General features: G+C 59.5%; 24 protein-coding genes and 7 tRNA genes. 10 read left to right on the top strand and 21 right to left on the bottom strand.

Annotation, left to right across the window (positions count from 1 at the left end):
- Nucleotides 1-4 precede the first annotated feature (4 nt).
- Together PU634_RS13535 and pepA are read right to left on the bottom strand one after the other, a co-directional pair.
- Nucleotides 5-448, bottom strand: coding sequence for a DNA polymerase III subunit chi (locus PU634_RS13535; protein ID WP_306761311.1), 444 nt, complete (start codon nucleotides 446-448; stop codon nucleotides 5-7).
- 1 nt (nucleotide 449) lies between these two features.
- Nucleotides 450-1,961: a leucyl aminopeptidase gene (gene pepA / locus PU634_RS13530; RefSeq protein WP_306761310.1), complete on the bottom strand. Its 1,512-nt coding sequence runs from the start codon at nucleotides 1,959-1,961 to the stop codon at nucleotides 450-452.
- 159 nt (nucleotides 1,962-2,120) lie between these two features.
- On the opposite strand from pepA, the gene lptF reads away from it, so the two are divergent.
- Together lptF and lptG are read left to right on the top strand one after the other, a co-directional pair.
- A complete protein-coding gene (gene lptF / locus PU634_RS13525; RefSeq protein ID WP_306761309.1) occupies nucleotides 2,121-3,233 on the top strand; it encodes an LPS export ABC transporter permease LptF in 1,113 nt (370 codons plus the stop codon).
- Entirely contained in the window at nucleotides 3,233-4,303 is a 1,071-nt protein-coding gene (gene lptG, locus PU634_RS13520; protein WP_306761308.1) for an LPS export ABC transporter permease LptG, read from the top strand. The genes lptF and lptG overlap by 1 nt, the downstream gene beginning before the upstream one ends.
- Nucleotides 4,304-4,374: 71 nt before the next feature.
- Here lptG and PU634_RS13515 read toward each other — a convergent pair whose 3' ends face one another.
- Nucleotides 4,375-4,866 (bottom strand): RDD family protein, encoded by a 492-nt coding sequence (locus PU634_RS13515; RefSeq protein ID WP_306761307.1) that lies wholly within the window; start codon nucleotides 4,864-4,866, stop codon nucleotides 4,375-4,377.
- Nucleotides 4,867-5,040: 174 nt separating this feature from the next.
- On the opposite strand from PU634_RS13515, the gene PU634_RS13510 reads away from it, so the two are divergent.
- A tRNA-Leu gene (locus tag PU634_RS13510) sits at nucleotides 5,041-5,125 on the top strand.
- 132 nt (nucleotides 5,126-5,257) lie between these two features.
- Complete coding sequence (locus tag PU634_RS13505) at nucleotides 5,258-5,746, top strand: pyrimidine dimer DNA glycosylase/endonuclease V (RefSeq protein ID WP_306761306.1); 489 nt, start codon at nucleotides 5,258-5,260, stop codon at nucleotides 5,744-5,746.
- A gap of 13 nt (nucleotides 5,747-5,759) precedes the next feature.
- Here the strand turns inward: PU634_RS13505 and PU634_RS13500 are convergent, their stop codons facing one another.
- Entirely contained in the window at nucleotides 5,760-7,022 is a 1,263-nt protein-coding gene (locus PU634_RS13500; RefSeq protein ID WP_306761305.1) for an ADP-ribosylglycohydrolase family protein, read from the bottom strand.
- Between the two features lie 191 nt (nucleotides 7,023-7,213).
- Between PU634_RS13500 and PU634_RS13495 the strand changes: the two genes are divergently transcribed.
- Both PU634_RS13495 and PU634_RS13490 read left to right on the top strand, forming a co-directional pair.
- Nucleotides 7,214-7,519, top strand: coding sequence for a metallophosphoesterase (locus PU634_RS13495; protein ID WP_306761304.1), 306 nt, complete (start codon nucleotides 7,214-7,216; stop codon nucleotides 7,517-7,519).
- Nucleotides 7,491-8,141, top strand: coding sequence for a metallophosphoesterase family protein (locus tag PU634_RS13490; RefSeq protein ID WP_306761303.1), 651 nt, complete (start codon nucleotides 7,491-7,493; stop codon nucleotides 8,139-8,141). The genes PU634_RS13495 and PU634_RS13490 overlap by 29 nt, the downstream gene beginning before the upstream one ends.
- 136 nt (nucleotides 8,142-8,277) lie before the next feature.
- Here the strand turns inward: PU634_RS13490 and PU634_RS13485 are convergent, their stop codons facing one another.
- The 4 genes from PU634_RS13485 to PU634_RS13470 form a co-directional block, all read right to left on the bottom strand.
- Nucleotides 8,278-9,432, bottom strand: a complete 1,155-nt coding sequence (locus tag PU634_RS13485; RefSeq protein WP_306761302.1) for a DUF4268 domain-containing protein — start codon at nucleotides 9,430-9,432, stop codon at nucleotides 8,278-8,280.
- Nucleotides 9,433-9,802: 370 nt separating this feature from the next.
- Nucleotides 9,803-10,423 carry a hypothetical protein gene (locus PU634_RS13480; RefSeq protein ID WP_306761301.1) on the bottom strand — a complete coding sequence of 207 codons (621 nt, stop codon included), beginning with the start codon at nucleotides 10,421-10,423 and terminating at the stop codon, nucleotides 9,803-9,805.
- A 190-nt stretch (nucleotides 10,424-10,613) separates the two neighbouring features.
- Nucleotides 10,614-11,099, bottom strand: coding sequence for a hypothetical protein (locus PU634_RS13475; protein WP_306761300.1), 486 nt, complete (start codon nucleotides 11,097-11,099; stop codon nucleotides 10,614-10,616).
- A gap of 35 nt (nucleotides 11,100-11,134) precedes the next feature.
- The gene (locus PU634_RS13470) at nucleotides 11,135-12,025 is read right to left on the bottom strand and encodes a helix-turn-helix transcriptional regulator (RefSeq protein WP_306761299.1); all 891 of its coding nucleotides are present in this window, start codon (nucleotides 12,023-12,025) and stop codon (nucleotides 11,135-11,137) included.
- 334 nt (nucleotides 12,026-12,359) lie between these two features.
- On the opposite strand from PU634_RS13470, the gene rlmD reads away from it, so the two are divergent.
- A complete protein-coding gene (rlmD, locus tag PU634_RS13465; RefSeq protein WP_306761298.1) occupies nucleotides 12,360-13,700 on the top strand; it encodes a 23S rRNA (uracil(1939)-C(5))-methyltransferase RlmD in 1,341 nt (446 codons plus the stop codon).
- A 58-nt stretch (nucleotides 13,701-13,758) separates the two neighbouring features.
- A complete protein-coding gene (locus tag PU634_RS13460) occupies nucleotides 13,759-13,977 on the top strand; it encodes a hypothetical protein (RefSeq protein WP_306761297.1) in 219 nt (72 codons plus the stop codon).
- Between the two features lie 95 nt (nucleotides 13,978-14,072).
- On the opposite strand, the gene PU634_RS13455 is transcribed toward PU634_RS13460, so the two are convergent.
- The 4 genes from PU634_RS13455 to rsmC all read right to left on the bottom strand — a co-directional run bounded on the left by PU634_RS13455 (nucleotide 14,073) and on the right by rsmC (nucleotide 15,569).
- Nucleotides 14,073-14,158, bottom strand: a tRNA-Leu gene (locus tag PU634_RS13455).
- A gap of 71 nt (nucleotides 14,159-14,229) precedes the next feature.
- A tRNA-Leu gene (locus PU634_RS13450) sits at nucleotides 14,230-14,315 on the bottom strand.
- A 26-nt stretch (nucleotides 14,316-14,341) separates the two neighbouring features.
- Nucleotides 14,342-14,427 (bottom strand) — tRNA-Leu (locus tag PU634_RS13445).
- Nucleotides 14,428-14,549: 122 nt separating this feature from the next.
- Nucleotides 14,550-15,569: a 16S rRNA (guanine(1207)-N(2))-methyltransferase RsmC gene (gene rsmC, locus PU634_RS13440; protein ID WP_306761296.1), complete on the bottom strand. Its 1,020-nt coding sequence runs from the start codon at nucleotides 15,567-15,569 to the stop codon at nucleotides 14,550-14,552.
- Between the two features lie 289 nt (nucleotides 15,570-15,858).
- On the opposite strand from rsmC, the gene dapA reads away from it, so the two are divergent.
- Nucleotides 15,859-16,731 carry a 4-hydroxy-tetrahydrodipicolinate synthase gene (gene dapA, locus PU634_RS13435; protein ID WP_306761295.1) on the top strand — a complete coding sequence of 291 codons (873 nt, stop codon included), beginning with the start codon at nucleotides 15,859-15,861 and terminating at the stop codon, nucleotides 16,729-16,731.
- 53 nt (nucleotides 16,732-16,784) lie between these two features.
- Here dapA and hfq read toward each other — a convergent pair whose 3' ends face one another.
- Nucleotides 16,785-17,153: an RNA chaperone Hfq gene (gene hfq / locus PU634_RS13430; RefSeq protein ID WP_306761294.1), complete on the bottom strand. Its 369-nt coding sequence runs from the start codon at nucleotides 17,151-17,153 to the stop codon at nucleotides 16,785-16,787.
- 175 nt (nucleotides 17,154-17,328) lie between these two features.
- On the opposite strand from hfq, the gene PU634_RS13425 reads away from it, so the two are divergent.
- Nucleotides 17,329-18,501, top strand: coding sequence for an MFS transporter (locus PU634_RS13425; protein WP_306761293.1), 1,173 nt, complete (start codon nucleotides 17,329-17,331; stop codon nucleotides 18,499-18,501).
- Nucleotides 18,502-18,511: 10 nt separating this feature from the next.
- Here the strand turns inward: PU634_RS13425 and PU634_RS13420 are convergent, their stop codons facing one another.
- The 8 genes from PU634_RS13420 to mutY all read right to left on the bottom strand — a co-directional run bounded on the left by PU634_RS13420 (nucleotide 18,512) and on the right by mutY (nucleotide 23,157).
- Nucleotides 18,512-19,696 (bottom strand): multidrug effflux MFS transporter, encoded by a 1,185-nt coding sequence (locus PU634_RS13420; RefSeq protein ID WP_306761292.1) that lies wholly within the window; start codon nucleotides 19,694-19,696, stop codon nucleotides 18,512-18,514.
- 119 nt (nucleotides 19,697-19,815) lie between these two features.
- Nucleotides 19,816-20,025 (bottom strand): cold-shock protein, encoded by a 210-nt coding sequence (locus PU634_RS13415; RefSeq protein WP_014291396.1) that lies wholly within the window; start codon nucleotides 20,023-20,025, stop codon nucleotides 19,816-19,818.
- Between the two features lie 254 nt (nucleotides 20,026-20,279).
- Nucleotides 20,280-21,257, bottom strand: a complete 978-nt coding sequence (locus PU634_RS13410; protein ID WP_306761291.1) for a hypothetical protein — start codon at nucleotides 21,255-21,257, stop codon at nucleotides 20,280-20,282.
- Between the two features lie 160 nt (nucleotides 21,258-21,417).
- A tRNA-Phe gene (locus PU634_RS13405) sits at nucleotides 21,418-21,493 on the bottom strand.
- 32 nt (nucleotides 21,494-21,525) lie between these two features.
- Nucleotides 21,526-21,601, bottom strand: a tRNA-Phe gene (locus tag PU634_RS13400).
- Nucleotides 21,602-21,633: 32 nt separating this feature from the next.
- Nucleotides 21,634-21,709 (bottom strand) — tRNA-Phe (locus PU634_RS13395).
- Between the two features lie 93 nt (nucleotides 21,710-21,802).
- Entirely contained in the window at nucleotides 21,803-22,078 is a 276-nt protein-coding gene (locus PU634_RS13390) for an oxidative damage protection protein (RefSeq protein WP_306761290.1), read from the bottom strand.
- Nucleotides 22,078-23,157 carry an A/G-specific adenine glycosylase gene (gene mutY, locus PU634_RS13385; protein WP_306761289.1) on the bottom strand — a complete coding sequence of 360 codons (1,080 nt, stop codon included), beginning with the start codon at nucleotides 23,155-23,157 and terminating at the stop codon, nucleotides 22,078-22,080. Before mutY ends, PU634_RS13390 begins: the two co-directional genes overlap by 1 nt.
- Nucleotides 23,158-23,243 lie beyond the last annotated feature (86 nt).

Here is a 23,243-nt window from a genome sequence, read left to right as displayed (position 1 = left end):
GGTGTTATACATCTTGAGTGGGAAGTGGTACCGGCGCCGTGGTCAGCTCAAAGCCGGCCTGGCGGTAGGCCTTGAAGCGCTCCCGGGCCTGTTGTTTGCCGGGGTCGGAGGACGGCACAAAGTCGTGCAGCTGGCCAAAGCGGCGGGCAAAGGCGGGGGCCTCGGGTGCCAGGTTGATCAGCACGGCGCGCCCGCCTTGGGGCGGTTGCCAGCCAATCACCACGGGTGCGCCCTGGCGCGGGCCTTCGCCCTGCAGGTTGTGAGCCACAAAGCTGTCGGCCTCCTGTTGCCACAGGCGTTCGTCAATGGCCTCGGCCAGGGCCTGGTCGAGGGTGTAAATAAACACCCCCAGTCCCTGGCGGTAGCAGTCGGTGGCCAGCCGGCACACCCACTGCTCCAGCAGGCCGGCGTCGTCGTTGGGCAACAGGTGGAAACAGCCGGTGCTCATGTCATTCTTCGACGTTCAGGGCGCCGGCGCGGTTCAGCAGAAACTGGGTCAGCAGTGGCACCGGACGGCCGGTAGCGCCCTTTTGCTTACCGCTTTGCCAGGCGGTGCCGGCCACATCCAGGTGGGCCCAGTTGTACTTTTTGGTGAACCGGCTCAGGAAGCAGGCGGCGGTAATGGTGCCCGCCGGCCGGCCGCCGATGTTGGCCATGTCGGCAAAGGGGCTTTCCAGCTGCTCCTGGTATTCATCGCTCATGGGCAGGCGCCAGGCCCGGTCTCCGGCCTGCTCCGAGGCGTTGAGCAGCTCGTGGGCCAGGGGGTTGTGGTTGGCCAGCAGCCCGGAGGTATGGTGCCCAAGGGCGATGATGCAGGCCCCGGTAAGGGTGGCCACGTCGATCACCGCTTCCGGCTCGTAACGCTCCACAAAGGTGAGGGCATCGCACAGCACCAGCCGGCCTTCGGCGTCGGTGTTGAGCACTTCCACGGTCTGGCCGGACATGGTAGTGAGAATGTCACCGGGGCGATAGGCGTTGCCGTCGGGCATGTTCTCGCAGCCGGCCAGAATGGCCACCACGTTCACCGGCAACTGCAGCTCGGCCAGGGCATGCATGGTGCCCAGCACGGAGGCGGCACCGCCCATGTCGTATTTCATTTCGTCCATGGCTTCGGCGGGCTTGAGCGAGATGCCGCCGGCGTCAAAGGTCAGGCCCTTGCCCACCAGGGCGATGGGACGGGCGTTGGGGTCCGGATGGCCCTTGTACTCGATCACCGACATCATGGCTTCATTGTGGGAGCCCCGGGCCACCGCCAGGTAGGCATTCATGCCCAGTTCGGCCATTTCCTCTTCGCCGATCACCCGGGTGCTGATGTTGTCCCAGGCGTCGGCCAGCTGGCGCGCCTGAGAGGCCAGATAGGCGGGGTTGCACACATTGGGGGGCATGTTGGCCACGTCGCGGCATACCCGTACGCCCCGGGCCACGGCCAGGCCGTGGGCGATGGCGCGCTCGCCAATGGTCAGCTCGCGACGGGTGGGCACATTGAACACCAGCTTGCGCAGCGGCCGGCGCGGCTCGGCCTTGTTGGTCTTGAACTGGTCAAAGCTGTACAGGCTGGCGAGGGTGGTTTCCACCGCCTGGCGCACCTTCCAGTAGGTGTCGCGGCCCTTGACGTGCAGCTCGGTGAGGAAACACACCGCCTCCATGGAGCCGGTGTCGTTCAGGGTGCTGATGGTGTTGCGAATGATCTGCCTGTATTGCCGCTCATCCAGCTCGCGCTCCTTGCCACAGCCCACCAGCAGCACCCGCTCGCCCAGCACGCCGGGTACCTGATGCAGCAGCAGGGTCTGGCCGGGCTTGCCTTCCAGATCACCGCGGCGAAGCAGTGAGCTGAGGTAGCCGTCACTGACCTTGTCGAGCTGTTCGGCCACCGGCGACAGCCGGCGCGGTTCGTATACGCCCACGACGATGCAGGCGCTGCGCTGTTTCTCGGGACTACCGCTTTTTACACTGAACTCCATGGATTCTCCTGAGCCTGAAGACAATGGGCGCCGAATGAACGATAATGACGAGCATCGCCAAGGCGCCGGATTTCGCACAGTTAATATGCGAAAATCGTGATTTTACGCTTATTGTTAAGCGTTTCCATTAAAAAAGACAAGTTTACACTGGGATTAACCGTGATTGCATTCCGCTATTTGTTTCGGGAAACCCTGAAGACTCAGCTGGCCGTGCTGTTTGTGCTTTTGCTCATCTTTATCAGCCAGAATTTTATCGACGTGCTGGGCAAGGCCGCCAGCGGGGAGATCCCCGGTGCGCTGGTGGGCAGGCTGCTGCTGCTCAACCTGCCGGAGATGGCCACCCTGATGCTGCCGGTCAGCCTGTTTATCGGCATTCTGTTTGCCCATGGCCGGCTCTACGCCGAAAGCGAAATGACGGTGATGAAGGCGGTGGGCATGGGCCCGGGGCGCATTATGCGTACCACTCTGGTGCTGGCTTTGGTGTGGACGGCGCTGGCGCTGTTCAACTCGCTGTGGCTCAACCCCTGGGCCAAGAGCCAGGTGTTTCAGTTGCGGGAAGAGGTCAAGGCCGACCCGGGGTTTGCGGTGCTGCGCGAGGCCCGTTTCATGAGCCTGGATGGCGGCCGCATTGTGGGCTATGTGGAAGAGCTGGAAGAAGGCGACGACGGCGGTAACCGGCTTAACCGGCTGTTTGTGGTGCAGCAGGGCCAGGCCCAGCGCGCGCCGGCCATTGTGGTGGCCGACGGCGGCCGGCTGCATGAGCAGGATGACGGCCAGTGGCTGACCCTGGAACACGGCCGCCGCTACAGCGGCACCCCGGGCAACCGGGAGTTCGATGTGGCCGAATTTGATGAATACAGCGCCTATATCCGCCCCTCGGAAATCGAGGCCGCGCAAAGCCGTATTGAATCCATGCCCAGCCGGGAGCTGCTGAACGCCGACGATCTGCAGCAGCGCACCGAGCTGCAATGGCGGCTGGTGCTGCCGCTGTCGATGCTGGTGCTCACCCTGGTGGTGGTCCCTTTGTCGGTAGTCAATCCGCGGCAGGGACGCTATGCCAAGCTGCTGCCGGCCATTTTGCTGTATCTGGCTTATTTTCTGCTGCAAACCGCGTCCCGCTCGGCGGTGGAAGGAGGCAGCCTGCCGCCGGCACCCGGCCTGTATACGGTGCCGCTGGCGTTTTTGCTGCTGGTGGCGCTGCCCCTTAACCTGGCGGAAACCGCCTGGTGGAACCGTACCCGGCAAAAACTCACACGGAGCAAGGCCGCCTGATGTTTAATATTCTCGATCGTTACATTGGCCGCACCGTGCTGATGGCCATGTTGTTGTGCGAATTCGTGCTGGTGGGGCTGTCGGCCATCATCCGTTACGTGGAGCAGCTGCGCAGCGTGGGCGAGGGCAGTTATACCCTGCTCTCCGCCTTTTATTATGTGCTGCTGTCCATGCCCAAGGAAATCGTGCTGTTCTTTCCCATCGCGGCGCTGCTGGGCGGCCTGATCGGCCTGGGGCAGCTGGCCAGCTCCAGCGAGCTGGTGGTGATGCAGGCGGCGGGCAACTCCCGTTTCAACATTGTGGCCAGCGCCCTGAAAACCGCGGTACCGCTGATGCTGGTGATCATGCTGATCGGCGAGTACCTGGCCCCGGCCACCAAGCTGGCGGCGGATGACCTGCGCACTCAGGCCCGCTCCGGTGGCCAGGTGGTGCTGTCGGTGAACGGTGTCTGGGCCCGGGATGGCGAGGCCTATATCAACATCGGTCAGGCCCGGCGCGACGGTACCCTGAGCAACATCACCCTCTATTACTTCGACGACGAGCTGCGCCTTGAGCGCATTACCCAGGCCGCCAGCGCCGAGTATCACAACGGCGAGTGGACGCTGCTGAACCTGACCGACACCCTGTTTAACCACGGCGAGTCCATTATTACCGAGCAGCAGGCCAGCCGCCGCTGGCAAACCAGCCTGACGCCCGACAAGCTGGGGGTGGTGGCCATTGAGCCGGCGGAGCTGTCGATGCGCGGATTGTGGGAATACCAGGGTTACCTGGAAGACAACGGGCAGGACGCCAGCCTTTACGCCCTGGAGTTCTGGCGCAAGGCACTGCAGCCGGTGATGGTGATTGCCATGATGCTGCTGGCCTCGTCCTTTGTCTTTGGTGCCCTGCGCAGCGTGACCATGGGAGCCCGGTTGCTGATGGGCATTCTGTTCGGTTTCGGCTTTTACGTGGCTAACGAGGTGTTTGGCCCCATCAGCCTGGTGTATGAGGTACCGCCCGTTATCGGTGCCCTGGGCCCCAGCCTGCTGTTTATTGGCGTGGCGCTGTTTCTGCTTAACCGCCGGGCTTAAAAGTGAGGGGGAGGAGGCAGGGGTGAGGCGTGTTTTTGCTCCTCACTCCTTACCCTTCACCCCTCACAACATCAGCGGCTCAGCAGTTCTTTGTTCTGCTCCTTGGTGAGCACCACCATTTCACAGTGGGCCAGCTTGTCCTGCAGCGCCAGCTTGCTGCGCGGATTGAGCCATATCCAGAAATTGCCCAGCCCCAGCAGCGCCGTGACGGCGCGCACCAGGCACTGGCCCAGGGTCAGCCGCGAGCCGTCGGTGTTCTGCACTCTGAGCCGCCAGGCACGCATGCCCAGGGTCTGGCCGCTGGTGCGCCAGAACCAGCAGTAAAAGCCCAGCACCACGCCCAGCAAAATCAGCTGATAGCCGCGGCTGGCGCTCAGCAGGGCGGCGGTATCTTCATGCCGGCCCAGACCAATCCAGCCCAGATGCAGCGCCAGGGCGGTGAGTCCGAAGCAGATAAAGCCCGCCACCATCAGCAGCGCCACCACCACCAGAAAATCGTACAGCCAGGCGCCCAGGCGACGCAGCACCCCGGCCCGGGGCAAACCCGCATAAGAAGAAGCCACCAGTCATATTCCTTTGGTTAACGAAGGGTGCATTCTAGCAAAAGCGACGGCGCGAAAAAGCCAAAGCTGTCCGCGCAAATAATGCTCACTCGGCGCCTGCCGGCTCATAATCCGGTTGCGGGGGCAGGGAGGAGGGGTATAATGCAACCGCTCACTCATGGTGAGTCTACCGGTGGCAGTGTGATGGAATTGGTAGACATGAGTGATTCAAAATCACTTGCCTTCGGGCGTGCCGGTTCGAGTCCGGCCACTGCTACCAACAAATAACCCGATTTCATCGGGTTTTTTTGTGCCCGAATACCGGCTTTTGCTGACCACCTCGCGCTCTGCCCTCTTGCCCTGCCCCGTGTTCGCTTTCACAATCATACCGTGTTCAAACGGGACGATATTTGTGAATATTTTCATTCTGGACAACAACATAGAACGCTGTGCCGAGTATCACTGCGATCAACATGTGGTCAAAATGATCCTCGAAAGCGTGCAGATCCTGTGCACCGCGCTGAACAAAAAGGGCTTTGAGACGCCCTACAAGTCCACCCATATCAAGCACCCCAGCGTGCTCTGGGTAGAAGAATCGTATGATAACTTTCGGTGGCTGATCCGGCTCACTAGCGCACTGAACGCCGAATACCGCTATCGCTATCGCAAAGAGCAGGATCACAAGTCGATGCCGGTGCTGGCGCAGATACAGCAGTTCGAGTACCCGTCCACCGGCCTGACCGCATTTGCCCAGGCCATGCCGGAACAGTACAAGGTGCCTGGCGATGCGGTGCAGGCCTACCGCAATTTCTATCTGGGTGAAAAACTCAAATTTGCCCGCTGGACCCGGCGGGGCATTCCCTACTGGGTGCAGGAAGCGGGATTGGCCGGCTCAAGCTGACACCATGGCAGGCTTACCCGCCCGGATAGCGCTGCCAGATCCAGTCGGACACATCGGTGTCGTCTTCGTCGTAATCCCAAAAACGCAGGGGCACAAAGCTGATATCTGCCGCCACCTGGGTGATAACGTCTTTCAGCTCCAGCTCTTTCAGCCAGTGGGCTGGAATGGCCTGTGGGCCATGGATCAGACCCAGCAGGTTGCCGGCAATCAGGCCGGTGCTGTCGCTGTCGCCGCTATGGTTGACCGCCAGAATAATGCCTTCTTCCAGACTGCCGGCACAGAGGGAGCACCACAGGCCAATGGCCAGGGCTTCTTCCGCCACCCAGCCTCTGCCCAGTTGCTCTATGCTGCGAGGCGTGGGTTTTTCGTCCCGCCGGTAACACTTCAGTACATGCTCTATCAGCTGGCGGGTTTCTTCCATGCCGGGCTGTTTGTCGTGGGCAGCAAGGGCGCCGGTACAGGCCGCCTCCAGAGAGCAACCGTGCTGCCACAGGCGATGCAATATGTCGGCAAACAGCCCGGCGGCCAGATACCCGCTGGGGTGACCGTGAGTCAGACGGGCGCTGTCGCTGGCCAGCTCAAAGGCATTATCAAAAAAGGCGCAGGGCGCTACCCGCATCACGCCGCCACAGCCCTTGCTGTTGTTTTGTGCCCATTCGCCAAAGTGGGTGCTGGCGGCAAGGGCGCTCAGGCAGGTGTTGCCCGGTGCGCGTCTGGCCCAGAGCCGGCGTTTCTTTATCAACCAGCCGTTTCTGCTCACATTAGCGGCCGGCGACTGACCCTGGGTCAGCAGCCAGCGCAGCAGCGCATTGTGGATCACGCTGTAGGGGGAGCAAAGGCCGCGGGCTCTCGCTCTTACCTGGCCACGCAACAGGCCTTCGGCGGTAAACAGCATCATCTGGGTGTCATCGGTAATGGCGCCGCGCCGGCCATAGGCCTCGGCCATGGTGCGAATACCCCCGGGGCCAAAAGTGCGCTCAATCTCGGGCCAGCTCATAAACTCCACCGGTGCCCCCAGAGCATCGCCGGCGGCACCGGCCAGAAGGCAGCCAAGCATGCGGGCGGGATCCTGATTATCCAGCACGGGGGGATTATGCCGGTGCCAGGTTTCGGCGAGCTCGGGACCCATGGGCAGCTCATGTAATTGGCCCTGTCCATCCAGGGCCCACACCATGGGCGCCAGGCCATCAAGACGGCGCTGGATCACCCTCAGTTGCTGGCCGCTGTGGCGGTGTTGCAGGCAATCGAACAGGGCTGGTGGCGTGATCTGGTTCATGGTGACTCTCCTTGTGCAGGCGCTTGATGTTGCTGGGCCATACCTGTTTGAGGCTTTAGCGTTTAAGGTATCGGTACGGTGGCGAATTGGCCATAGAAGCATTTTTTATTCTTTATCGCCCGGGCGACATCTAACGTCGCTCGATGCGGTCAGGATTGGCCGCACAGAGCATTCATCATGGAAGGGGACGCATGTACGATCTGATTGGTGATATTCATGGTCACGCCAATGAACTGAAGGCCCTGCTGACGCAAATGGGCTACGGGCAGGAACGGGGATGCTGGCGGCATCTGCAGCGCCGGGTGATTTTTCTCGGGGATTTTGTGGATCGCGGTCCGCAGCAGGTGGAAGTGGTGGCCATTGCCCGGGCCATGGTGGAGCAGGGGCAGGCGCTGGCGATAATGGGCAATCACGAGTTCAACGCCGTGGCCTGGGCCACGCCTCGCCCCCGGGGGGCCGGGCGAATATTTGCGCCCACACAGTGCCAAGAATCGTAGTCAGCACAAAGCCTATCTGGAGCAGGTGGGTGAAAACAGCGCCCTGCACCTGGAGCATATTGCCTGGTTTAAAACCCTGCCGCTCTACCTGGACTTGCCGAAACTGCGAGTGGTGCATGCCTGCTGGCATCCGGGGCAGATGGCGGCGTTGGCGCCCAGACTGGACGGGGAGGGGCGCATACTGCCTGATGCCTGGCCGGCACTGGCGCTTCCTGGCTCGGCGGCCTTTGATGCGGCGGAAACCCTGCTCAAGGGGCTGGAAATCGAACTGCCGACAGGGCACTGCTTTTATGACAAGGACAAGCACCCGCGTCGCCATATTCGAACCCGATGGTGGAGTCAGCAGCTACAAACTTATCGGGAGCTGGCCCTGGTGCCGTCCGAGGCGATGGCCTCCATTCCCGATAAACGAGTTCCGGTGGGCATGCTGCCCGGCTACGATGGCCACAAGCCGGTATTTGTAGGCCATTACTGGCTGAATGGTACGCCGGCGCCGCTGACCGAACATATTGCCTGCCTCGACTACAGCGTGGCCGCCCGACACGGCGGCAAGCTGTGCGCCTACCGCTGGCAGGGGGAATCGACCCTGAAAGCCGATCACTTTTGCTGGGCGGCGTCTTAGAGCACCTCTCTATGATTATTCAGAAAGTGCCGAAGGTCTCTTTCAGATGTTCGAGGGAGATGCAATGGGGAGCATCTGGTAATACTTCTGAATCTACTTTAAAAGCGGGTACTCTACCCGCCAAAATTTGTAATATTTAAACTGTCTTTCCCAGCGCCAGTTTTACCTGCTCCAGAGGTTTTTTCATGGCTTCCTCAAGTCGGACTATATGTTCTATTAGCCATTGAACCATTTCTGGCCAGTTGGCCTTATCGTAGCCATCTACAGGCATTGCGTACTGAATGCGGCAGGCTTTCCGATTGGGGAGTGGTTGCCAATCAAGATGTGCTCCAAAATACTTTTCAATGGAATCTTGTTGCTCTTTGAGTTGTTGGAATATCATCATGTTTTTTTCGGTTTCAGGGTGGTAAATATAAAGCTCAACCCGAACTTCGTTTTTTCCAAAAATCAAAACATAAGAAACTCCCGGAATGCCAGGCCTAGCCGGCAGCCAGTTCTCCTTGCTTGGGCTGATGTTGTTGTAGAGATTACATGACGATGCGTGCAGACCGTCCAACACTTTCTGCCAGAATTCAAGGCGTAGTCGATGGCGATGCTTGAGCTCATTGGTAGTGCTTTTTTCTTCGTCCTCCTTGTCCATTATTCCAATCATGAAGTCGCTTACTTCAGGAGGAGGGATGATTTGCTCTATGCTAAGAAATAACTGATCTGCCGCTTGGTAAGGTGTTGCCTTGAAACACTGACAAGAGATGCCAAACTGACTTAGCCATAATGCTGTGTTGGTGACTTCCTTTCGATAGTTGGCTGCCACAAAGATCAAACGCTGGCTTTTCTGCGTGTTAATCTGCATAGACTCTAAGTCATCAACCTGTAAAAATTCCACCAGAATTTTATCGGCATGCGCTGCCTCGCCTCCTTCTAACTGAGCCTTTTTATTGAGATATCGTTGAAATATTTCGACTACTTGTAGCTTTTTAAGGTTAGCACAGTAGCCGGCATATTTGAGTGCCTGCCATATAACATCGCGACCGCTGTCATCCAGCTTGTTCTCGATGATCACTAAATTTCCACTTTTGTCGATGGCCAGCAGGTCTAGCCGCTCGCGGGTGTCATCGAAGCCATCGAACTCTTTTTGAATAATCAACAGCTCATCGTCCTTCCCTGTTGATAGAGCTTCTGGGTGGTGTTCTAGCCATTCTTGCAGGTGTTGGCGCTCGGTAAAACCTAACTCATTAAATTTTTTTGAAGGGACAGGGGTTATGCGATTTGAGCAAGGGTCAATTATAAACATACTCAGCCTCTCGGAAAGAGTTATTTAATATTTGTGTGTCTTGTAGGATTGTTACTTTATATATTTGGTTGTGGTAAATGGCAAGCTCTTGTTTTTTAAGTTTGTGGGGTTGATGGTTGTTTGAAAAGTTTTATTGGGAATGTAGACCACGGTTTTTTAATGTGTATAGGTGATGCTTTCATGTCACTGAGTACAGCTACACTACATCTTAAATCCAGAGGACACCTCATGATCCTGTTCTTTCACGGTCTGGACTCCGATAACGAGACCACCAAGTACACTGCCATCAGCCACCCGCACAAGCACTGCGAAACCGTGGATTATCGCCGGCAAAGCCATGAACAAATCAGCCGGCTTTACGATGCGCTCATCACCCGATACCAGCCGGCCTTGTCAGGGTACGCTGCACGGCACTACGCGTTGCCAGCTCTTTGCCAAAGGCATGGGTTAGAGCCTGTTTTATCGCCTGTTTCAGTGGCTTGCCCTGGGCAAGTCCATGAATGATATCGGCGGCAATGGCATCGTATTCATCAATACAATCGTTTTGCCGGCAGCAGGTATGCATGGGATCGGCGTCAAACAGCAGCCGGGAAATCCGTTCGGCCTCGGGATTATTCATTGTAGTGATCCTGTGATTGGGGGAATGGCCGGCAGCCGTATCTGGTTTGAATGAGGCGGTTCTCGCTTTCAAATCCACGGTTATCCAGTTGCAGGGCAGGGTGGGACCGCGGATATCCACGATGCACAACTCCCGCCAACGGCTGGGCTTGCCGCAGCCAAAGTGCGCCTTGAACCCCAGCTCTTTCCAGTGTTCGAGCATCAGCATCATGTCCATACCGTTCATGGCGCCCAGGCGAAACAGCTGTTCGTCATGCCAGGCGCTGGGGCAATCTTGATGATCCCGACGGCATTGCTCCCAGCCGCCCGGGTAGTGTTGTTCAATCAGGTGAATAGGCACGATCAAGTTCAGCATTTCCACTGGAATAGCCATCGGTTGGCTCCTTGGTGGGGAAAGGGGCGAATGCCTTAACCCTATGCCAGAGGAGCGTCATTCGGCGTCGCTTGTTCCGAATGAGGCAGTGTCATGCTCTGGAGTTTCACTGCCGCCAAGCGTTTTGCCCACTGAGCCCTGGCAACGAAAAACACTGCCAGTGTGCTGGAGGTATACTCTGCGCAATCAGTTAGTACAGCCCCAGCAGGCTCAGTACGCGCGCCTGGGCATCAAAATGGCTACCTGGGTTGAGGGCAAAACGGTGTTCCAGTTCGTAGGCCATTTGCTCCAGTGGTGCCTGGCGGTAACCATGCTGACGAATTTCCTGTAAGTAGCGTTCCACAAAGCGGGCGGTGCCCAAGGCTTGCCACTGCACCACATGCACCAGCTCGTGAAAATGTACTCGCAGTTGTCCGGCCGCCGGAGGCTTGAGGTAATAGGTATCGGCCAGGGTCAGGCCCATGGCCGAGGGCGAGAGCAATTCATCCAGGCCCAGTGCTGCTACCTGTGCGCGGGGCGGCGAGGGCAGTTCATCAAGGATCACAAAGCCGGCGGAAGCGAGCAGTTCGTCGCTGAAAAAGCCGTCCAGCTGTGCCTTCAGCTCCAGACAAGGGCGACGCTGTGGCTGGTAGTGAGCATTGGTGGATACTATCCATTCCAGCGGATTAAAGGGCATGATGGCCTCCTGCATAAGGTGGTGGGATGGTGCGGCTATGCTGTTCGATCCAGGCGACCCTGTGTATCGTCTGCCGGCCCGGCGTATTGTTCCAGCATTTGTCGGGCCTGCTCGGCCAGGATACGGCGCCACTCGGTCGGTTGCACTACTTCCACTCTGGGGCCAAATCCGGTCAGCCACCACAGGGTTTGCTGATCGTTGGGCACGGTGGCGGCCAGGGTGATACGGCCATTATCGCCGGGGGCAGAGAGCTGTTGTTGTTCGCTGAGCGGTGTCTCTCTCAGCCGCCAGGCCAGATCCGGTGAAATACGAGCCACCAGCTCTACCTGCCTGGTCCCCAGAGGATAATCAAAGCCACCATGGGTGATATAGCTTTCCACGCTGAATTCCGGTTGTTGCCGGAACGGCATCCGGCCCGGCCTCAGCTGCCTGATCCGGTGCAGGGCAAACTGACGCACGTCGTTATAGTCGTTCACCGTGGCCAGCAAATAGCTGACGCTGTGGCGTGCCACCAGCCCCTGCGGATGCAGGGTGTATTGCTTTATTTCGCCCTTTTGCCGGCTGAGATAATGCACATCTACAGTATGGCGGTTGAGCAGGGCATCGCTGATGCCCTGCCACACGCCGGCATCCACCTGTGCCGGCAACAGCGCTTTGCTATCGGGAATGGCGCGCACTCGCCGGGCCCAGTCGGCATAGCCATTTTGTTGCAGGCCATCGAGAAACTTGCGGGCGCTGTCGAACTGTTGACCGAGCCGGTCTACGGCAATGGGCGGCAACAGGCTCTTCAGATATTCCTCCGCCAGCACCAGGGTAAGGGCGGTGGCGGTGTCCATGGCCGGCAGGCCGCTTTTAAAACCGGCATCAAATGACCAGCGAAAGGGACGCTCGTTCTGATTACAGTGCAGCGGAAAATGGCTCGACATCTTTCCAGATCCCGCTGAATGGTTCTCAGCTCCACCTTGAAGCCCCGCTCTTCCAGCATGTCTTTAAGGGTAGTGGTAGCCCGGTAGTGAGGGGCTCGGGGAATGAGTTGCAGCATGGTGAGATAGCGAAAAAGGGTGTCGCGCTGGGTGCCCATGAGAAGTCCTTGTCGTTGTCTATTATGTGTGCTCGGTCGCCAGCATAGCCCAGCACTGGCGCCACTTGTAGCCGCACTTTCATCGCAGAGGCCGGCGGGCTGTTGCCAAGGCGGCGGCTCGGGTAAAATTGCCCCTTGTCCGGTTTCGGCCGGTGTTTGTAGTTACCAGAGTGCATATCATGTTCAAGACCGGCCAGTTGCTTACCCTTTCCGTTCACAGCCTCACCGACAAGGGCGATGGCATCGCCAGCCATGACGGCAAGCCCGTTTACGTGGCCGGTGCCCTGCCCGGCGATGAGGTGGAGGCGATAGTGACCCTGGCCAAACCCCGCTATGCCCAGGCCGAACTGCGGCGGGTGCTGGCGCCGGCGTCGGGCCGCTGTGCCGACTTTTGCCCGCACACCGCCTGTGGCGGCTGCCAGCTCAGGGTGATGGACTACACCGCACAGTGCGCACTCAAACGCGGCCTGCTGCTGGCGGCATTGGAAGAGCGGGGTCTGAACTGCCCGGTGGGCGACATTCTGGGCATGAGCGAGCCCTTTCATTACCGTAACAAGGCCCAGTTTGCGGTGCAGCCCGGCCCCAGCATCGGCTTTTATGCCAAGCACAGCCACCGGCTGGTGGAAATTGAGCAGTGCCGGGTGCAGGCCCCGGTGACCGCCGAGATCACCGCTCTGGTGCGACAATGGATGCGGGATCAGGCGGTGCCGGCCTTTAACGAGGCCCACCACAGTGGCTGTGTGCGCTATGTGATGGTGCGTGACGGCGTGCACAGCGGTGAGCTGATGGTGGTGCTGGTGGTGGCGGAAGAGCCTGCCGAAGAAGCTCTGGCTGCACTGGTGGAGCGGCTTATCCACGTGCCCGGCATGGCCAGCGTGCAGCTTTGTCTGAACGGTGCCGCCGGCAACCGCATACTGAGCGAGCAGGTGCGCACCCTGTGGGGCGAGAACACCATTTCCGACACCCTGGGCGAGCTGCAGTTTGATATTTCGGCGCTGTCGTTTTACCAGATAAACCCGCGCCAGACCGAAACATTGTACCGGGAAGCGGTGCGCCTGGCGGCACTCTCGGGTACCGAGACGGTGTTTGATCTCTACAGTGGCATCGGCACCATCAGCCTGTTTCTGGCGCCCCATGCCGCCCATGTGCACGGCATTGAACTGGTGCCCGAGGCGGTGGCCGACGCCGAGCGCAATGCCGTGCGCAATGGCATCGCCAACGTCAGCTTTCATTGTGGGGCTGCCGAGCTGCGGGTGGCTGAGCTGTACCGGCAAGGAGTGACCGCCGACGTGGTGGTGGTGGATCCGCCGCGCAAGGGCTGCGATGAGCAACTGCTCAATACCCTGGCCGAGATGCGCCCGGCGCGGCTGGTGTATGTGTCGTGCAATCCCAAAAGTCTGGCGCGGGATGCGGCCTGGCTGAACGAGCACGGCTTTACCCTGGCCGGGGCCACGCCGGTGGACATGTTCCCCCATACCATGCATGTGGAAACCGTGGCCCTGTTCACCCGGGCATCATAAATGCCTTGCCAGTAACGCAACTGATAACTATTATCACTCGCGTGATAAGGAGGTGATTATGGTGGTGTTACTGGTGGTGTTACTGGTGGTGGGGTGGCTAACCCTGGTGTGGTGGGTGCCGGCGTCGTCGCTCACCCTGTGGCTGAGCGCGGGCTTTGCGCTGTTTGCACTGCTGCTGGCCATGCCCGCGGTGAGTCGGCATTGGTACTGGCTGCCGGTGGGCGGGCTGGCGGGGCTGGGAATGACTCTGGGGATGATGCTGAGCGATTATGCCTGAGTGGCGAACAGGAAGAATTCAAATATGAATCATCACCCGTAAAAAGCTGGAACGATAGAACATGAAAAAAGAAGGGAGTATTGAAACAACAATCGTGGTGCGAAGGGGGGGACTTGAACCCCCACGTCCGAAGGACACTAACACCTGAAGCTAGCGCGTCTACCAATTCCGCCACCCTCGCATACCTGATTGTCCGGCTGTTTTACATGGGCCACCATGCTGATGTTTGAGCCGCTCGCAGGCCATTAAGCCTGGTGCGAAGGGGGGGACTTGAACCCCCACGTCCGAAGGACACTAACACCTGAAGCTAGCGCGTCTACCAATTCCGCCACCCTCGCAGGCTCAAATTTTTTGTTTCTCAGTGTGGTGCGAAGGGGGGGACTTGAACCCCCACGTCCGAAGGACACTAACACCTGAAGCTAGCGCGTCTACCAATTCCGCCACCCTCGCCCGTGCTGAGGACTGCGAATTCTATAGATTTTTTACCGGCCGTCAATACGCATTTTTTAGAAAAAACATAAAAAAACGGCCCTGGTGGCCGTTTGCTTAAAAATGCTTCAGTTTTGCAGGTTTCAGGCCTGCGCCCGGTAGATTTTGAAGCGGCCATTGGCGGCCAGGGTGTCACACCGGCCAAAGTGTTGCTCAATCAGCTCCGGGTAGGGCAGAAAGGCATTGGCCACCAGCAGCAGGCTGCCGCCGGGCCTGAGGTAATTTCTGGCCTCGCGCAGCAGGGTTTCGGTGGTGCGGTAAAAGGTCTTGAGACCGGCGTGGAAGGGCGGGTTGCTGATGATGCAGTCAAAACGGCCCTGCACCTGGTCCAGGCCGTCGGATGCGTACACTTTTGCCTGCAGGCCGTTTTCGGCCAGGGTCAGGCGACTGGCCTCCAGCGCCAGGGCGTTGATGTCGATCTGCTCCAGCTCAATGTCGGGGTTGCGTTGCAGCAGGCTGGCGCCAATCACTCCGGCGCCGCAGCCGAAGTCCAGCACCCGGCCATGCAGGACTCCGGCGTTGTCCAGCAGCAGTTGGGTGCCCGCATCCAGGTGATCGGCGCTGAACACGCCGGGCAGGGTGCACACGGTCAGCCGCTCTTTCGCCAGCGCGTAACGGTGAACCCAGTTGCCGGCCTGCAACTGCGGGGCCGGTCGGCTCAACTCGGCCTGGTAGAGGCTGGCGCGACGGGCGCTGTCGAGCTTGTTGACCTGTTCACACCAGGGGGCCAGCAGCCTGGGCGCGGCCTTGACGCCGCCCTTGTTGTCGCCGGCCATGAACACCGGCGCACCGGGAGAAAGCAGCGGCAGGCAGGCGGCCAGCAGGTATTCGGCCTCGGCCTTGGCCTTGGGCATCAGCAGCAGCAGGCCGGCGGCGGGCTCACTGGCGGGCAGGGCGCCAAACTCGGGTTTAACGCCGTTTCGTGTGCTCAACCACTGAAAGTAGCGAAAGTCGGTGGTAAACACCCGCGGCGCCGGGCCGTGTTCGGCGAGCAGTCCGGGCAGGTCGTCTTCCAGCAGGCCGCACACCAGCAGCGGCTGGTGGCACAGGGTGTCCAGATTGCGGCTCAGCATCTCGCTGACCGGGGTCAGAACCTCATACATGTGGTGTTCCTGCTTTATTTGGCAAAATCCGCATTATACATGGCGTAGCCCCCCTTGACATTTGCCGGTGGTTGGCAAAAGATGCTCTTCAAGGTTTTTTCAGGTGTCATCCATGCAAGTTTCAGTCAAACGCAAACCGGCCAAACCGCTTAAATGTAAAGCGGCCAGTTTTTTTGCGTGACCGACGCCTGATACGTTCAGATCAGCTCTTGTCAAAACCCCGGTTACGCTTTCGCGCCCGGGGTTTTTTATTCAAAATTCAATCCTCTGACCAGGAGAAGGAGTTTCCATGTTTCGCGGTTCTTTAGTTGCCCTGCTTACCCCCTTTGATGGTGACCGGCTCGACGAGGCGGCGCTGCGCCGTCTGGTTGACTGGCACATCGGTGAAGGGACGCACGGCCTTGTGCCGGTGGGCACCACCGGGGAAAGTCCGACCCTGACCCACGACGAGCATTGCCGGGTAATCGAAATCGTGGCCGAGCAGGCCGCCGGCCGGGTGCCGGTGATCGCCGGGGCCGGTTCCAACAATCCGGTGGAGGCCATTGAATACAGCATTTGTGCCCAGCAGGCGGGGGCCGATGCCACCCTGCACGTGGCCGGTTACTACAACCGCCCGAATCAGGACGGCCTGTATGCCCATTTCAAAATGCTGCACGACGCCACCGAGCTGCCGATCATCGTGTACAACATTCCGCCCCGTGCCGTGGTTGATATTAAACCGGAGACCATGGCCCGTATTGCCGAACTGCCGCGCATTGCCGGTGTCAAGGACGCCACCGGGGATCTGAACCGCCCCTGGGCCGAGCGCCAGCTGATCAAGAAACCCTTTGCCTGGCTGTCGGGGGAAGACGGCACCGCCGTGTCCTACAACGTGGCCGGTGGCCAGGGCTGCATTTCGGTGACCGCCAATGTGGCACCGCGGCTGTGTGCCCAATTGCAGGATCTGACTCTGGCCGGCAAGTGGGAAGAGGCCCGCGCTCTGCAGGACAAGCTGTTGCCGTTGCACCAGGTGCTGTTTGCCGAGCCCAACCCGGCCTGCCCCAAGTACGCCCTGTCATTGCTGGGCATGGCCAGTGAGCACTGCCGAATTCCGGTGGTGCCGCTGCAACAGGACACCAAGGCCCGCATTCGCCGGGTAATGGAAGAGTTGGAACTGATATAAAAAATGGCCGCGCAAGCGGCCATTTTTTTGGCTGAAACAACCGCGGCGCGGTATTACTGATCGTCGCTGCCGGAGTCGTGACCGGCGTGATCGTCCCGGTGGCCGTGGTGATCATGATGGTTGTCGTAGCGGGGACGACGGGGCTTGTTGATGATCACGCCGGTGCGCGGCGGGCGGCGGCTGGCCGGCGAAATGGTGGAAATCTTGGCCTTGTAGATCAGCTGTTGCTGGCCACGAGGATCGGACAGCAGAATGCTGTACTGGTCAAAGGCACTGATCATCCCTTCAAGTTTGATACCATTAGTCAGGAAAATGGCGCAGTGGGTCTGGTTCTTGCGCAACCAGTTCAGTGCCGCATCCTGCCCGTTACCCAATGAAAAGGCTTGTTGCAGCGATTGGGGGTTCGATGATGGGGCGGTCATGTCGGTCAGTCCTTTTTGTTATTTTTCAATCTTGATTGTGCTTAATGAACGGCCGGCTTGTCAAAGCAAAGCGTAAATAAAATGCCTCTTTAAGGAAGCGCCTTGCCCAAAGCACGGGCCCGATCCCGCTGTGTTTTTTCACCTTTAATTACCGATATCAGCGAAAGGAGCCAAAGTGACCTCTTCTGTTTCCGGCACCACCATCATGGTGCTGGCCTGCCTGATTGTCAGTATGGGGCAGCTCAGCCTGGGGCTGGTGTTTCCGGTACTGCCGGGTATCAGTCAGGCCCTGAGCGAGGATCCGGAACGGGTGCAGTGGCTGATCTCTGCCTATCTGCTGGCCTTTGGTCCGGTGCAGCTGCTTTATGGCCCGCTCAGCGATGCGCGTGGCCGGCGCCCGGTGCTGCTGGCCGGTCTGGCACTGGCGCTGGCGGGCGTGGGCCTGTGCCTGCTGCCCGATGCCAGCTTTGAATGGTTGCTGGCGGGACGTCTGCTGCAGGGACTGGGGGCGGGGTGTGGCGCCGTGGTGTCCCGGGCCATGCTGCGCGACAGTTTTGAGGGGCCGGCGCTGCGTAACGCGTTGTCGTACATGGCCATGGCGGCGGCGATCACGCCGGTGCTGGCCCCGGCGCTGGGGGGCATGCTGGGTGACTACGCCGGCTGGCAAAGCGTGTTTGTTGCCATGCTGCTGTATCTGGCACTGCTGTGGCTGGTGTTGCTGACCCGGTTTCGGGAAACCCACCGCGGACCGCGCCTGAGCCTGCATCCGGTGCGTATTATCAACAGTTACCGGACATTGCTGGGCCAGCGCCACTTTCTCGGTCACGGCGGCATGCTCTGGGGGCAGTTTGCGCTGATGATGACCTCGGTGTCGGTGCTGCCTTATGTGATGCAGCATCAGATTGGCATGAGCGCGGCAGAGTATGGCCGCTGGGCGCTGTTGCCGGCGCTGGGGCTACTGTTGGGGGGCATTATCAACAACCGCATTCAGTTCTGGGTACGGGCCGAGCAGGTGCTGCGCATCAGCCCCTTTATACAGCTGGCGGCGGGACTGTGGATCATGCTGATGCCCCTTGAACCCTGGCTGATGGTGGTTGGGGTGTTTATTCAGGCTCTGGGCAACGGCATGGCCTTTCCCAACGCCATGAGCCGGCTGCTGGAGCCCTATAGGGACGCAGCAGGCTCGGCGGCGGCGTTGTCGGGGGCGATGCAGATGCTCAGTGCCAGTTTACTGACTGCGGCCCTGGCTCAGGCCGGCGTGGACACGGCATTCAGTCTGGGGCTGTGTGTGATGCTGGGAGCCCTGGTGCTGAAGGGACTGTCGGTGTTTGCCATTGGCCGTTTTTAGGCCGGCTGGGTCAGGCCGGGCACTGGTATTTTTGTGGCAGCCGCTGCAACAGCAGCAGGGCTGCGCCCGACAACAGCACTATCATCAGGCCACAGGATTCCCCCGCCGGCAGCGGCAGCCGTGCGGCCGTAAAAGAAGCACCGGCGGCCCCGGTCATCTGCACACAACCGAGCAGGGCGGCGGCCTTGCCGGCTTTGTCGGCAAAGGGAGCCATGGCGGAAGCCGAAGCGGCGCCCAGGGTCAGGGCAAAACCTGCCGAGCACAGTGCCATGGGCAGCATAAAGCCGGCGACACCGTGTCCGGCTTGTGTGCCAAACAGCATGGCGGCGCCCCCTGCCAGCTGTACTGCCGTGCCCAAGGCGGCCAGGCGGTGCCGGTCCAGTCGTCGGCTCAGGCGGGGCACGGTAAAGCTGGTGGCCATGATCAGCACGGCATTGCCGGCAAACACCAGGGCGAAGTCCCTTTCATTAAGCCCCATTTGCTCCATCAGCACCAGGGGAGCCAGGGTGACGTAGGTGAGCATGGTGCCCATGGCGGACAGACAGGCGATGCCGTAGGTGCGAAAGGCGCCATGTTGCCACAGCTGGCGATAGGAGCGGGTGCACAGCAGGGGCTGGCGCAGCGTGTGGGAGGGCCGGCTTTCCTGCAGGCGTCGCAGGCACAGCAGCAGGGTAAGCAGGGCGAACAGCGCCAGAAACAGAAAGTTGGCGCGCCAGCCCAGGTGCAGGGTCAGGCCGGCGCCCAGCAGCGGGGCGAGGGCAGGGGCCAGACAGAGAGTGCCATTGAGGTAACAATAGGCCCGCACGCAGTCATTGCCATTGAGCCGGTCGCGGACCACGGCAAAGACCACTACGGAGGCACCGCAGGCGCCCACCCCCTGGATCAGCCGTCCCAGCAGCAGGGTTGTCAGGCTCTGAGCCTGCACCGCCAGCAGGGCGCCGAATAAAAACAGCAGGGTGGCGGTCAGCGCCACCGGGCGCCGGCCGTAATTATCGGCCAGGGGGCCAAAACAGGGCTGTCCCAGCCCCAGCGCCAGAATAAACAGCGACAGGCTCACCTGGATATCCTGGGCACTGGCGGCAAACTGGCTGGCCATGGCGGGAATGGCGGGCAGGTAAATATCAATGCCCAGCGGGCCAAACAGGATCAGGGGCAGCAGCAGCAAGACCAGCCCGATAACGGAGTCTCTTTCCATGAAGTCCGCCTAGTTTGAATACTCGCTAGCAGTATAACGTCGCGAGCGGCGCTTTTGTCCGAATACAAAAAAGCCGCGCTTGAAAGCGCGGCTTTGGAATTCTTTATGAACGAAGTCTCTTACAGAGGAACTACGTTTTCAGCCTGAGGACCTTTCTGGCCTTGGGCTACGGTGAACTCAACGGACTGACCTTCAGCCAGGGTCTTGAAGCCCGGAGTCTGGATGGCGCTGAAGTGTACGAATACGTCAGGGCCTTGCTCTTGCTCGATGAAACCGAAACCTTTGGCTTCATTGAAGAACTTTACTTTACCTTTAACAGTGTTAGACATACCTAAATCCTGTAAACAAACTTGCTTGAGAAATCGACTTGAAAACACGGCCTTGACTTATGAAATACAGGACGAGGTACTACTAGGAACTTCGTAATGAACATAAATTCAGCGGTATTCTCAGAGCCGAAATCACTCTAACCGGTTACCTGATGGGGGTCAACAGGTATTTTTGTGAGCGGTAACGGCTTCACAAAACTTTCATCGACCCCCGTGCACGACCGGCCTGGCGTCGCAGCGCCGCGCCCGGCTGTTTATCTGCCCCAGGACAGATCCGCCCTGAACAACAGCTCAAAACGCAGGGTCACGCCGAACTCGGCATCGTAGTTCTGCTCCCGGGGAAAGTGCACCTCGGGAATAAAATCCACGAACAGAATTTCCCGGTGCAGGTTGCGCCGGTACTGGCTGAGCAGGTAATAGTCGTACAACTGCGGGTGCGATGCGCTGCGGCCCACGGCCACGACGGCATAGCGAATGGCGCTGCGGCTGCCCAGCAGCTGGTTGAGCTCAATGCCTTCGGAATATTCCAGGGTATCGACCTCCTCCTGCCACTGCACATTGGTAATAAAGCGCAGGTGATAAATATCGTTGAGCGGGCGGCCCAGATCCCAGCGGCTGCGCACCGAGTAACCTTCTTCGTTGAACCAGGAGGCCCTGCTCCAGGAGTCGAGTATCCAGGGGCCGTCGCTCAGCTGCCACTGGCGCTCGCCGGTAAAGCGCACGTAAGGATCCAGGGGCAGCCTGACCTTGATACCGGCGCCGGCATCAAAGCGCCAGTCTTGGCGTTTGTCCCTGTCACTGAGGCGGCGCAGGCCGAGCAGAAAGTCTTCGGTTCTGAAGTTGTTATTGCTGCGGGCGGTGTTGGCACCCTGCTCGGCCAGGCTGCCCTGGGATTCTTCCGGGTCGCTTTCAATCAGTATGCGTAATCGCTCCTTGGTGGTGGGCAGATCCAGCTTCACCCGCAGGGCGGTATCCCAGTCGTAACGGTTCCGTTCATGCCAGGTAAATTCCTGGCTGAAACGCAGATAAGAGCCGTTTTCTATGGTCAGGCTGTCGTCGGTGCCAAAGAAATTGTCAATGTTGCGGGAGCTGTTGTCGAGCCAGTTGGTCACGCTGTCGTGCATGGGGGTGATTTTTTCTTCCACCCAGTGGGGCAGATCGCTATCGTCTTCGTGACCGGCATGGCCAACCCCCAGTGGCAACAACAGCAGGGGCAGTAGCAAGAGTCTCATGGCAGTATCCTTTGCCCGGGGCCTTATACAAGCCTAGAAAACACTGGGCGGGAATACCATGAGCATGGGCCGGCGGCTACGGAATGGTGACATTGGAGACCCGGCCGGGAAGCGGCTTCTGAACATACAAAAAAGCCCCGCTTGCGCGAGGCTTTGAAGATGGTGCCCAGAGGCGGAATCGAACCACCGACACGGGGATTTTCAATCCCCTGCTCTACCGACTGAGCTATCTGGGCGTTGGGCTTTTACTTGAAAAGGCACCAAAAAATGGTGCCCAGAGGCGGAATCGAACCACCGACACGGGGATTTTCAATCCCCTGCTCTACCGACTGAGCTATCTGGGCGTTGGGCTTTTACTTGAAAAGGCACCAAAAAATGGTGCCCAGAGGCGGAATCGAACCACCGACACGGGGATTTTCAATCCCCTGCTCTACCGACTGAGCTATCTGGGCAACGGGGCGTCATTTAAATCGATCGCCCCTGGCAAGTCAACCGCTTTTTCCGGCCCTGGACGCGTTCGCTCAAGGCGTGAGCAAAGCGGCTATTTAATTGCCGGATGGCGGGGTGTAGCCTTCAATGTTGACGTCGGCGCCCTCAAACAGGTAGGCGATCATTTCCTTTTCGAGCAGCTGGCGATGCTCGGCGTTCATCATGTTCAGCTTTTTCTCGTTGATCAGCATGGTCTGCTTCTTCTGCCATTCGGACCAGGCTTCCTTGGAGATGTTGTCGTAAATGCGTTTGCCCAGTTCACCCGGATACATCTGAAAGTCCAGACCTTCGGCTTCTTTTTGTAAACGCTGGCAAAAAATGGTTCGGCTCATCATGTCCTCTTGTGCAGTTGCGGGTAGGCGAGCAGCTTTTTGGTGGCGGCTGCCAGGCCAACCGGTGCCGGTTGACGCAAGTTATACCAAAGACGCTCGTCACCCGCCATGACCTCGGCGGGAATGTGCGGCAATTGCACCCGCCAGGGGCTGATGTCGAGATGAAAATGGCTGAAGGTATGGCGAAAGCCGGGCAGAGGCTCGGGCTCGCCGGCCTCGGGAAAACGGGTCAGCCAGCGGCGCATGTCGTCTTCGTCGGTAAATTCCGGAAAACAGTAGAGTCCGCCCCACAGCCCCTGCGGCGGGCGCTGCACCAGCAGCAGCTGGTCGCCGCTTTGCAGCAGCGCAAAGCAGGCGCGCTTTTCCGGCTGTATCGTCTTTTTCGGCTTGGGCTCGGGAAAGGCGGTGGGGGTGCCCAGCTGTCGCGCCCGGCAGTCGGTGCTCACCGGGCAGCGCTCGCAGGCGGGCTTGCTGCGGGTGCAGATGGTGGCGCCCATGTCCATCATGGCCTGGTTGTACTGGCTCACGCCGTCGGCGGGGGTGAGCTCGGCCACCTTGTCCCAGAGCGCGTTTTCCACTTCCTTTTTTCCCGGCCAGCCTTTCTGCCCCAGCCAGCGGGTCAGCACCCGCTTGACGTTGCCGTCGAGAATGCCGTGATGCTGACCCAAAGACAGCGACAACACGGCGCCGGCGGTGGAGCGGCCGATGCCGGGCAGGCCCAGTACTTCCTCAAAGCGCTCGGGAAAACGTCCGTTATAGTGATCGCGAATGACCCGGGCGGCCTTGTGCAGGTTGCGGGCGCGGGCGTAGTAGCCCAGGCCGGTCCAGAGGTGCAGCACTTCGTCCTGATCGGCATCGGCCAGGCTGACCACATCGGGAAAGCGTGCCATAAAGCGCTGGTAGTAAGGGATCACGGTGCCGACCTGGGTTTGTTGCAGCATGATTTCCGACACCCATACCCGGTAGGGAGTCTTGTTTAACTGCCAGGGCAGGGTCTTTCGGCCGTGCAGCTCGTGCCAGGCCAGAATGCGTTGGGAAAAGGAAAGGCGGTTCACTGGAATGGTTGCGTGGTTTGGCATGGGAGCATTCGACCACAAGCCGGGCCGGGGCGCAAACCGGGTGGTGTTTATGGTTTGTTATTGCGATGTTTTCTGATACAAAAGAA

It is taken from the genome of Oceanimonas pelagia, assembly GCF_030849025.1.
GTDB classification, from domain to species: Bacteria; Pseudomonadota; Gammaproteobacteria; order Enterobacterales; family Aeromonadaceae; genus Oceanimonas; species Oceanimonas pelagia.
Note: the sequence above shows the minus strand (reverse complement) of the source record. Positions and strands in the feature narration are given on the sequence as shown.

Coding starts and splice junctions, on each gene's coding strand:
- mutY (WP_306761289.1), bottom strand. CDS start 23,157: ATGCCAAACCACGCAACCATTCCAGTGAACCGCCTTTCCTTTTCCCAA.
- PU634_RS13420 (WP_306761292.1), bottom strand. CDS start 19,696: ATGGAAAGAGACTCCGTTATCGGGCTGGTCTTGCTGCTGCTGCCCCTG.
- PU634_RS13390 (WP_306761290.1), bottom strand. CDS start 22,078: ATGAGCCGAACCATTTTTTGCCAGCGTTTACAAAAAGAAGCCGAAGGT.
- hfq (WP_306761294.1), bottom strand. CDS start 17,153: ATGACCGCCCCATCATCGAACCCCCAATCGCTGCAACAAGCCTTTTCA.
- PU634_RS13475 (WP_306761300.1), bottom strand. CDS start 11,099: ATGCCCTTTAATCCGCTGGAATGGATAGTATCCACCAATGCTCACTAC.
- PU634_RS13500 (WP_306761305.1), bottom strand. CDS start 7,022: ATGAACCAGATCACGCCACCAGCCCTGTTCGATTGCCTGCAACACCGC.
- PU634_RS13480 (WP_306761301.1), bottom strand. CDS start 10,423: ATGGCTATTCCAGTGGAAATGCTGAACTTGATCGTGCCTATTCACCTG.
- PU634_RS13410 (WP_306761291.1), bottom strand. CDS start 21,257: ATGAGACTCTTGCTACTGCCCCTGCTGTTGTTGCCACTGGGGGTTGGC.
- PU634_RS13485 (WP_306761302.1), bottom strand. CDS start 9,432: ATGTTTATAATTGACCCTTGCTCAAATCGCATAACCCCTGTCCCTTCA.
- PU634_RS13495 (WP_306761304.1), top strand. CDS start 7,214: ATGTACGATCTGATTGGTGATATTCATGGTCACGCCAATGAACTGAAG.
- PU634_RS13460 (WP_306761297.1), top strand. CDS start 13,759: ATGGTGGTGTTACTGGTGGTGTTACTGGTGGTGGGGTGGCTAACCCTG.
- pepA (WP_306761310.1), bottom strand. CDS start 1,961: ATGGAGTTCAGTGTAAAAAGCGGTAGTCCCGAGAAACAGCGCAGCGCC.
- PU634_RS13535 (WP_306761311.1), bottom strand. CDS start 448: ATGAGCACCGGCTGTTTCCACCTGTTGCCCAACGACGACGCCGGCCTG.
- rlmD (WP_306761298.1), top strand. CDS start 12,360: ATGTTCAAGACCGGCCAGTTGCTTACCCTTTCCGTTCACAGCCTCACC.
- lptG (WP_306761308.1), top strand. CDS start 3,233: ATGTTTAATATTCTCGATCGTTACATTGGCCGCACCGTGCTGATGGCC.
- rsmC (WP_306761296.1), bottom strand. CDS start 15,569: ATGTATGAGGTTCTGACCCCGGTCAGCGAGATGCTGAGCCGCAATCTG.
- PU634_RS13470 (WP_306761299.1), bottom strand. CDS start 12,025: ATGTCGAGCCATTTTCCGCTGCACTGTAATCAGAACGAGCGTCCCTTT.
- dapA (WP_306761295.1), top strand. CDS start 15,859: ATGTTTCGCGGTTCTTTAGTTGCCCTGCTTACCCCCTTTGATGGTGAC.
- PU634_RS13415 (WP_014291396.1), bottom strand. CDS start 20,025: ATGTCTAACACTGTTAAAGGTAAAGTAAAGTTCTTCAATGAAGCCAAA.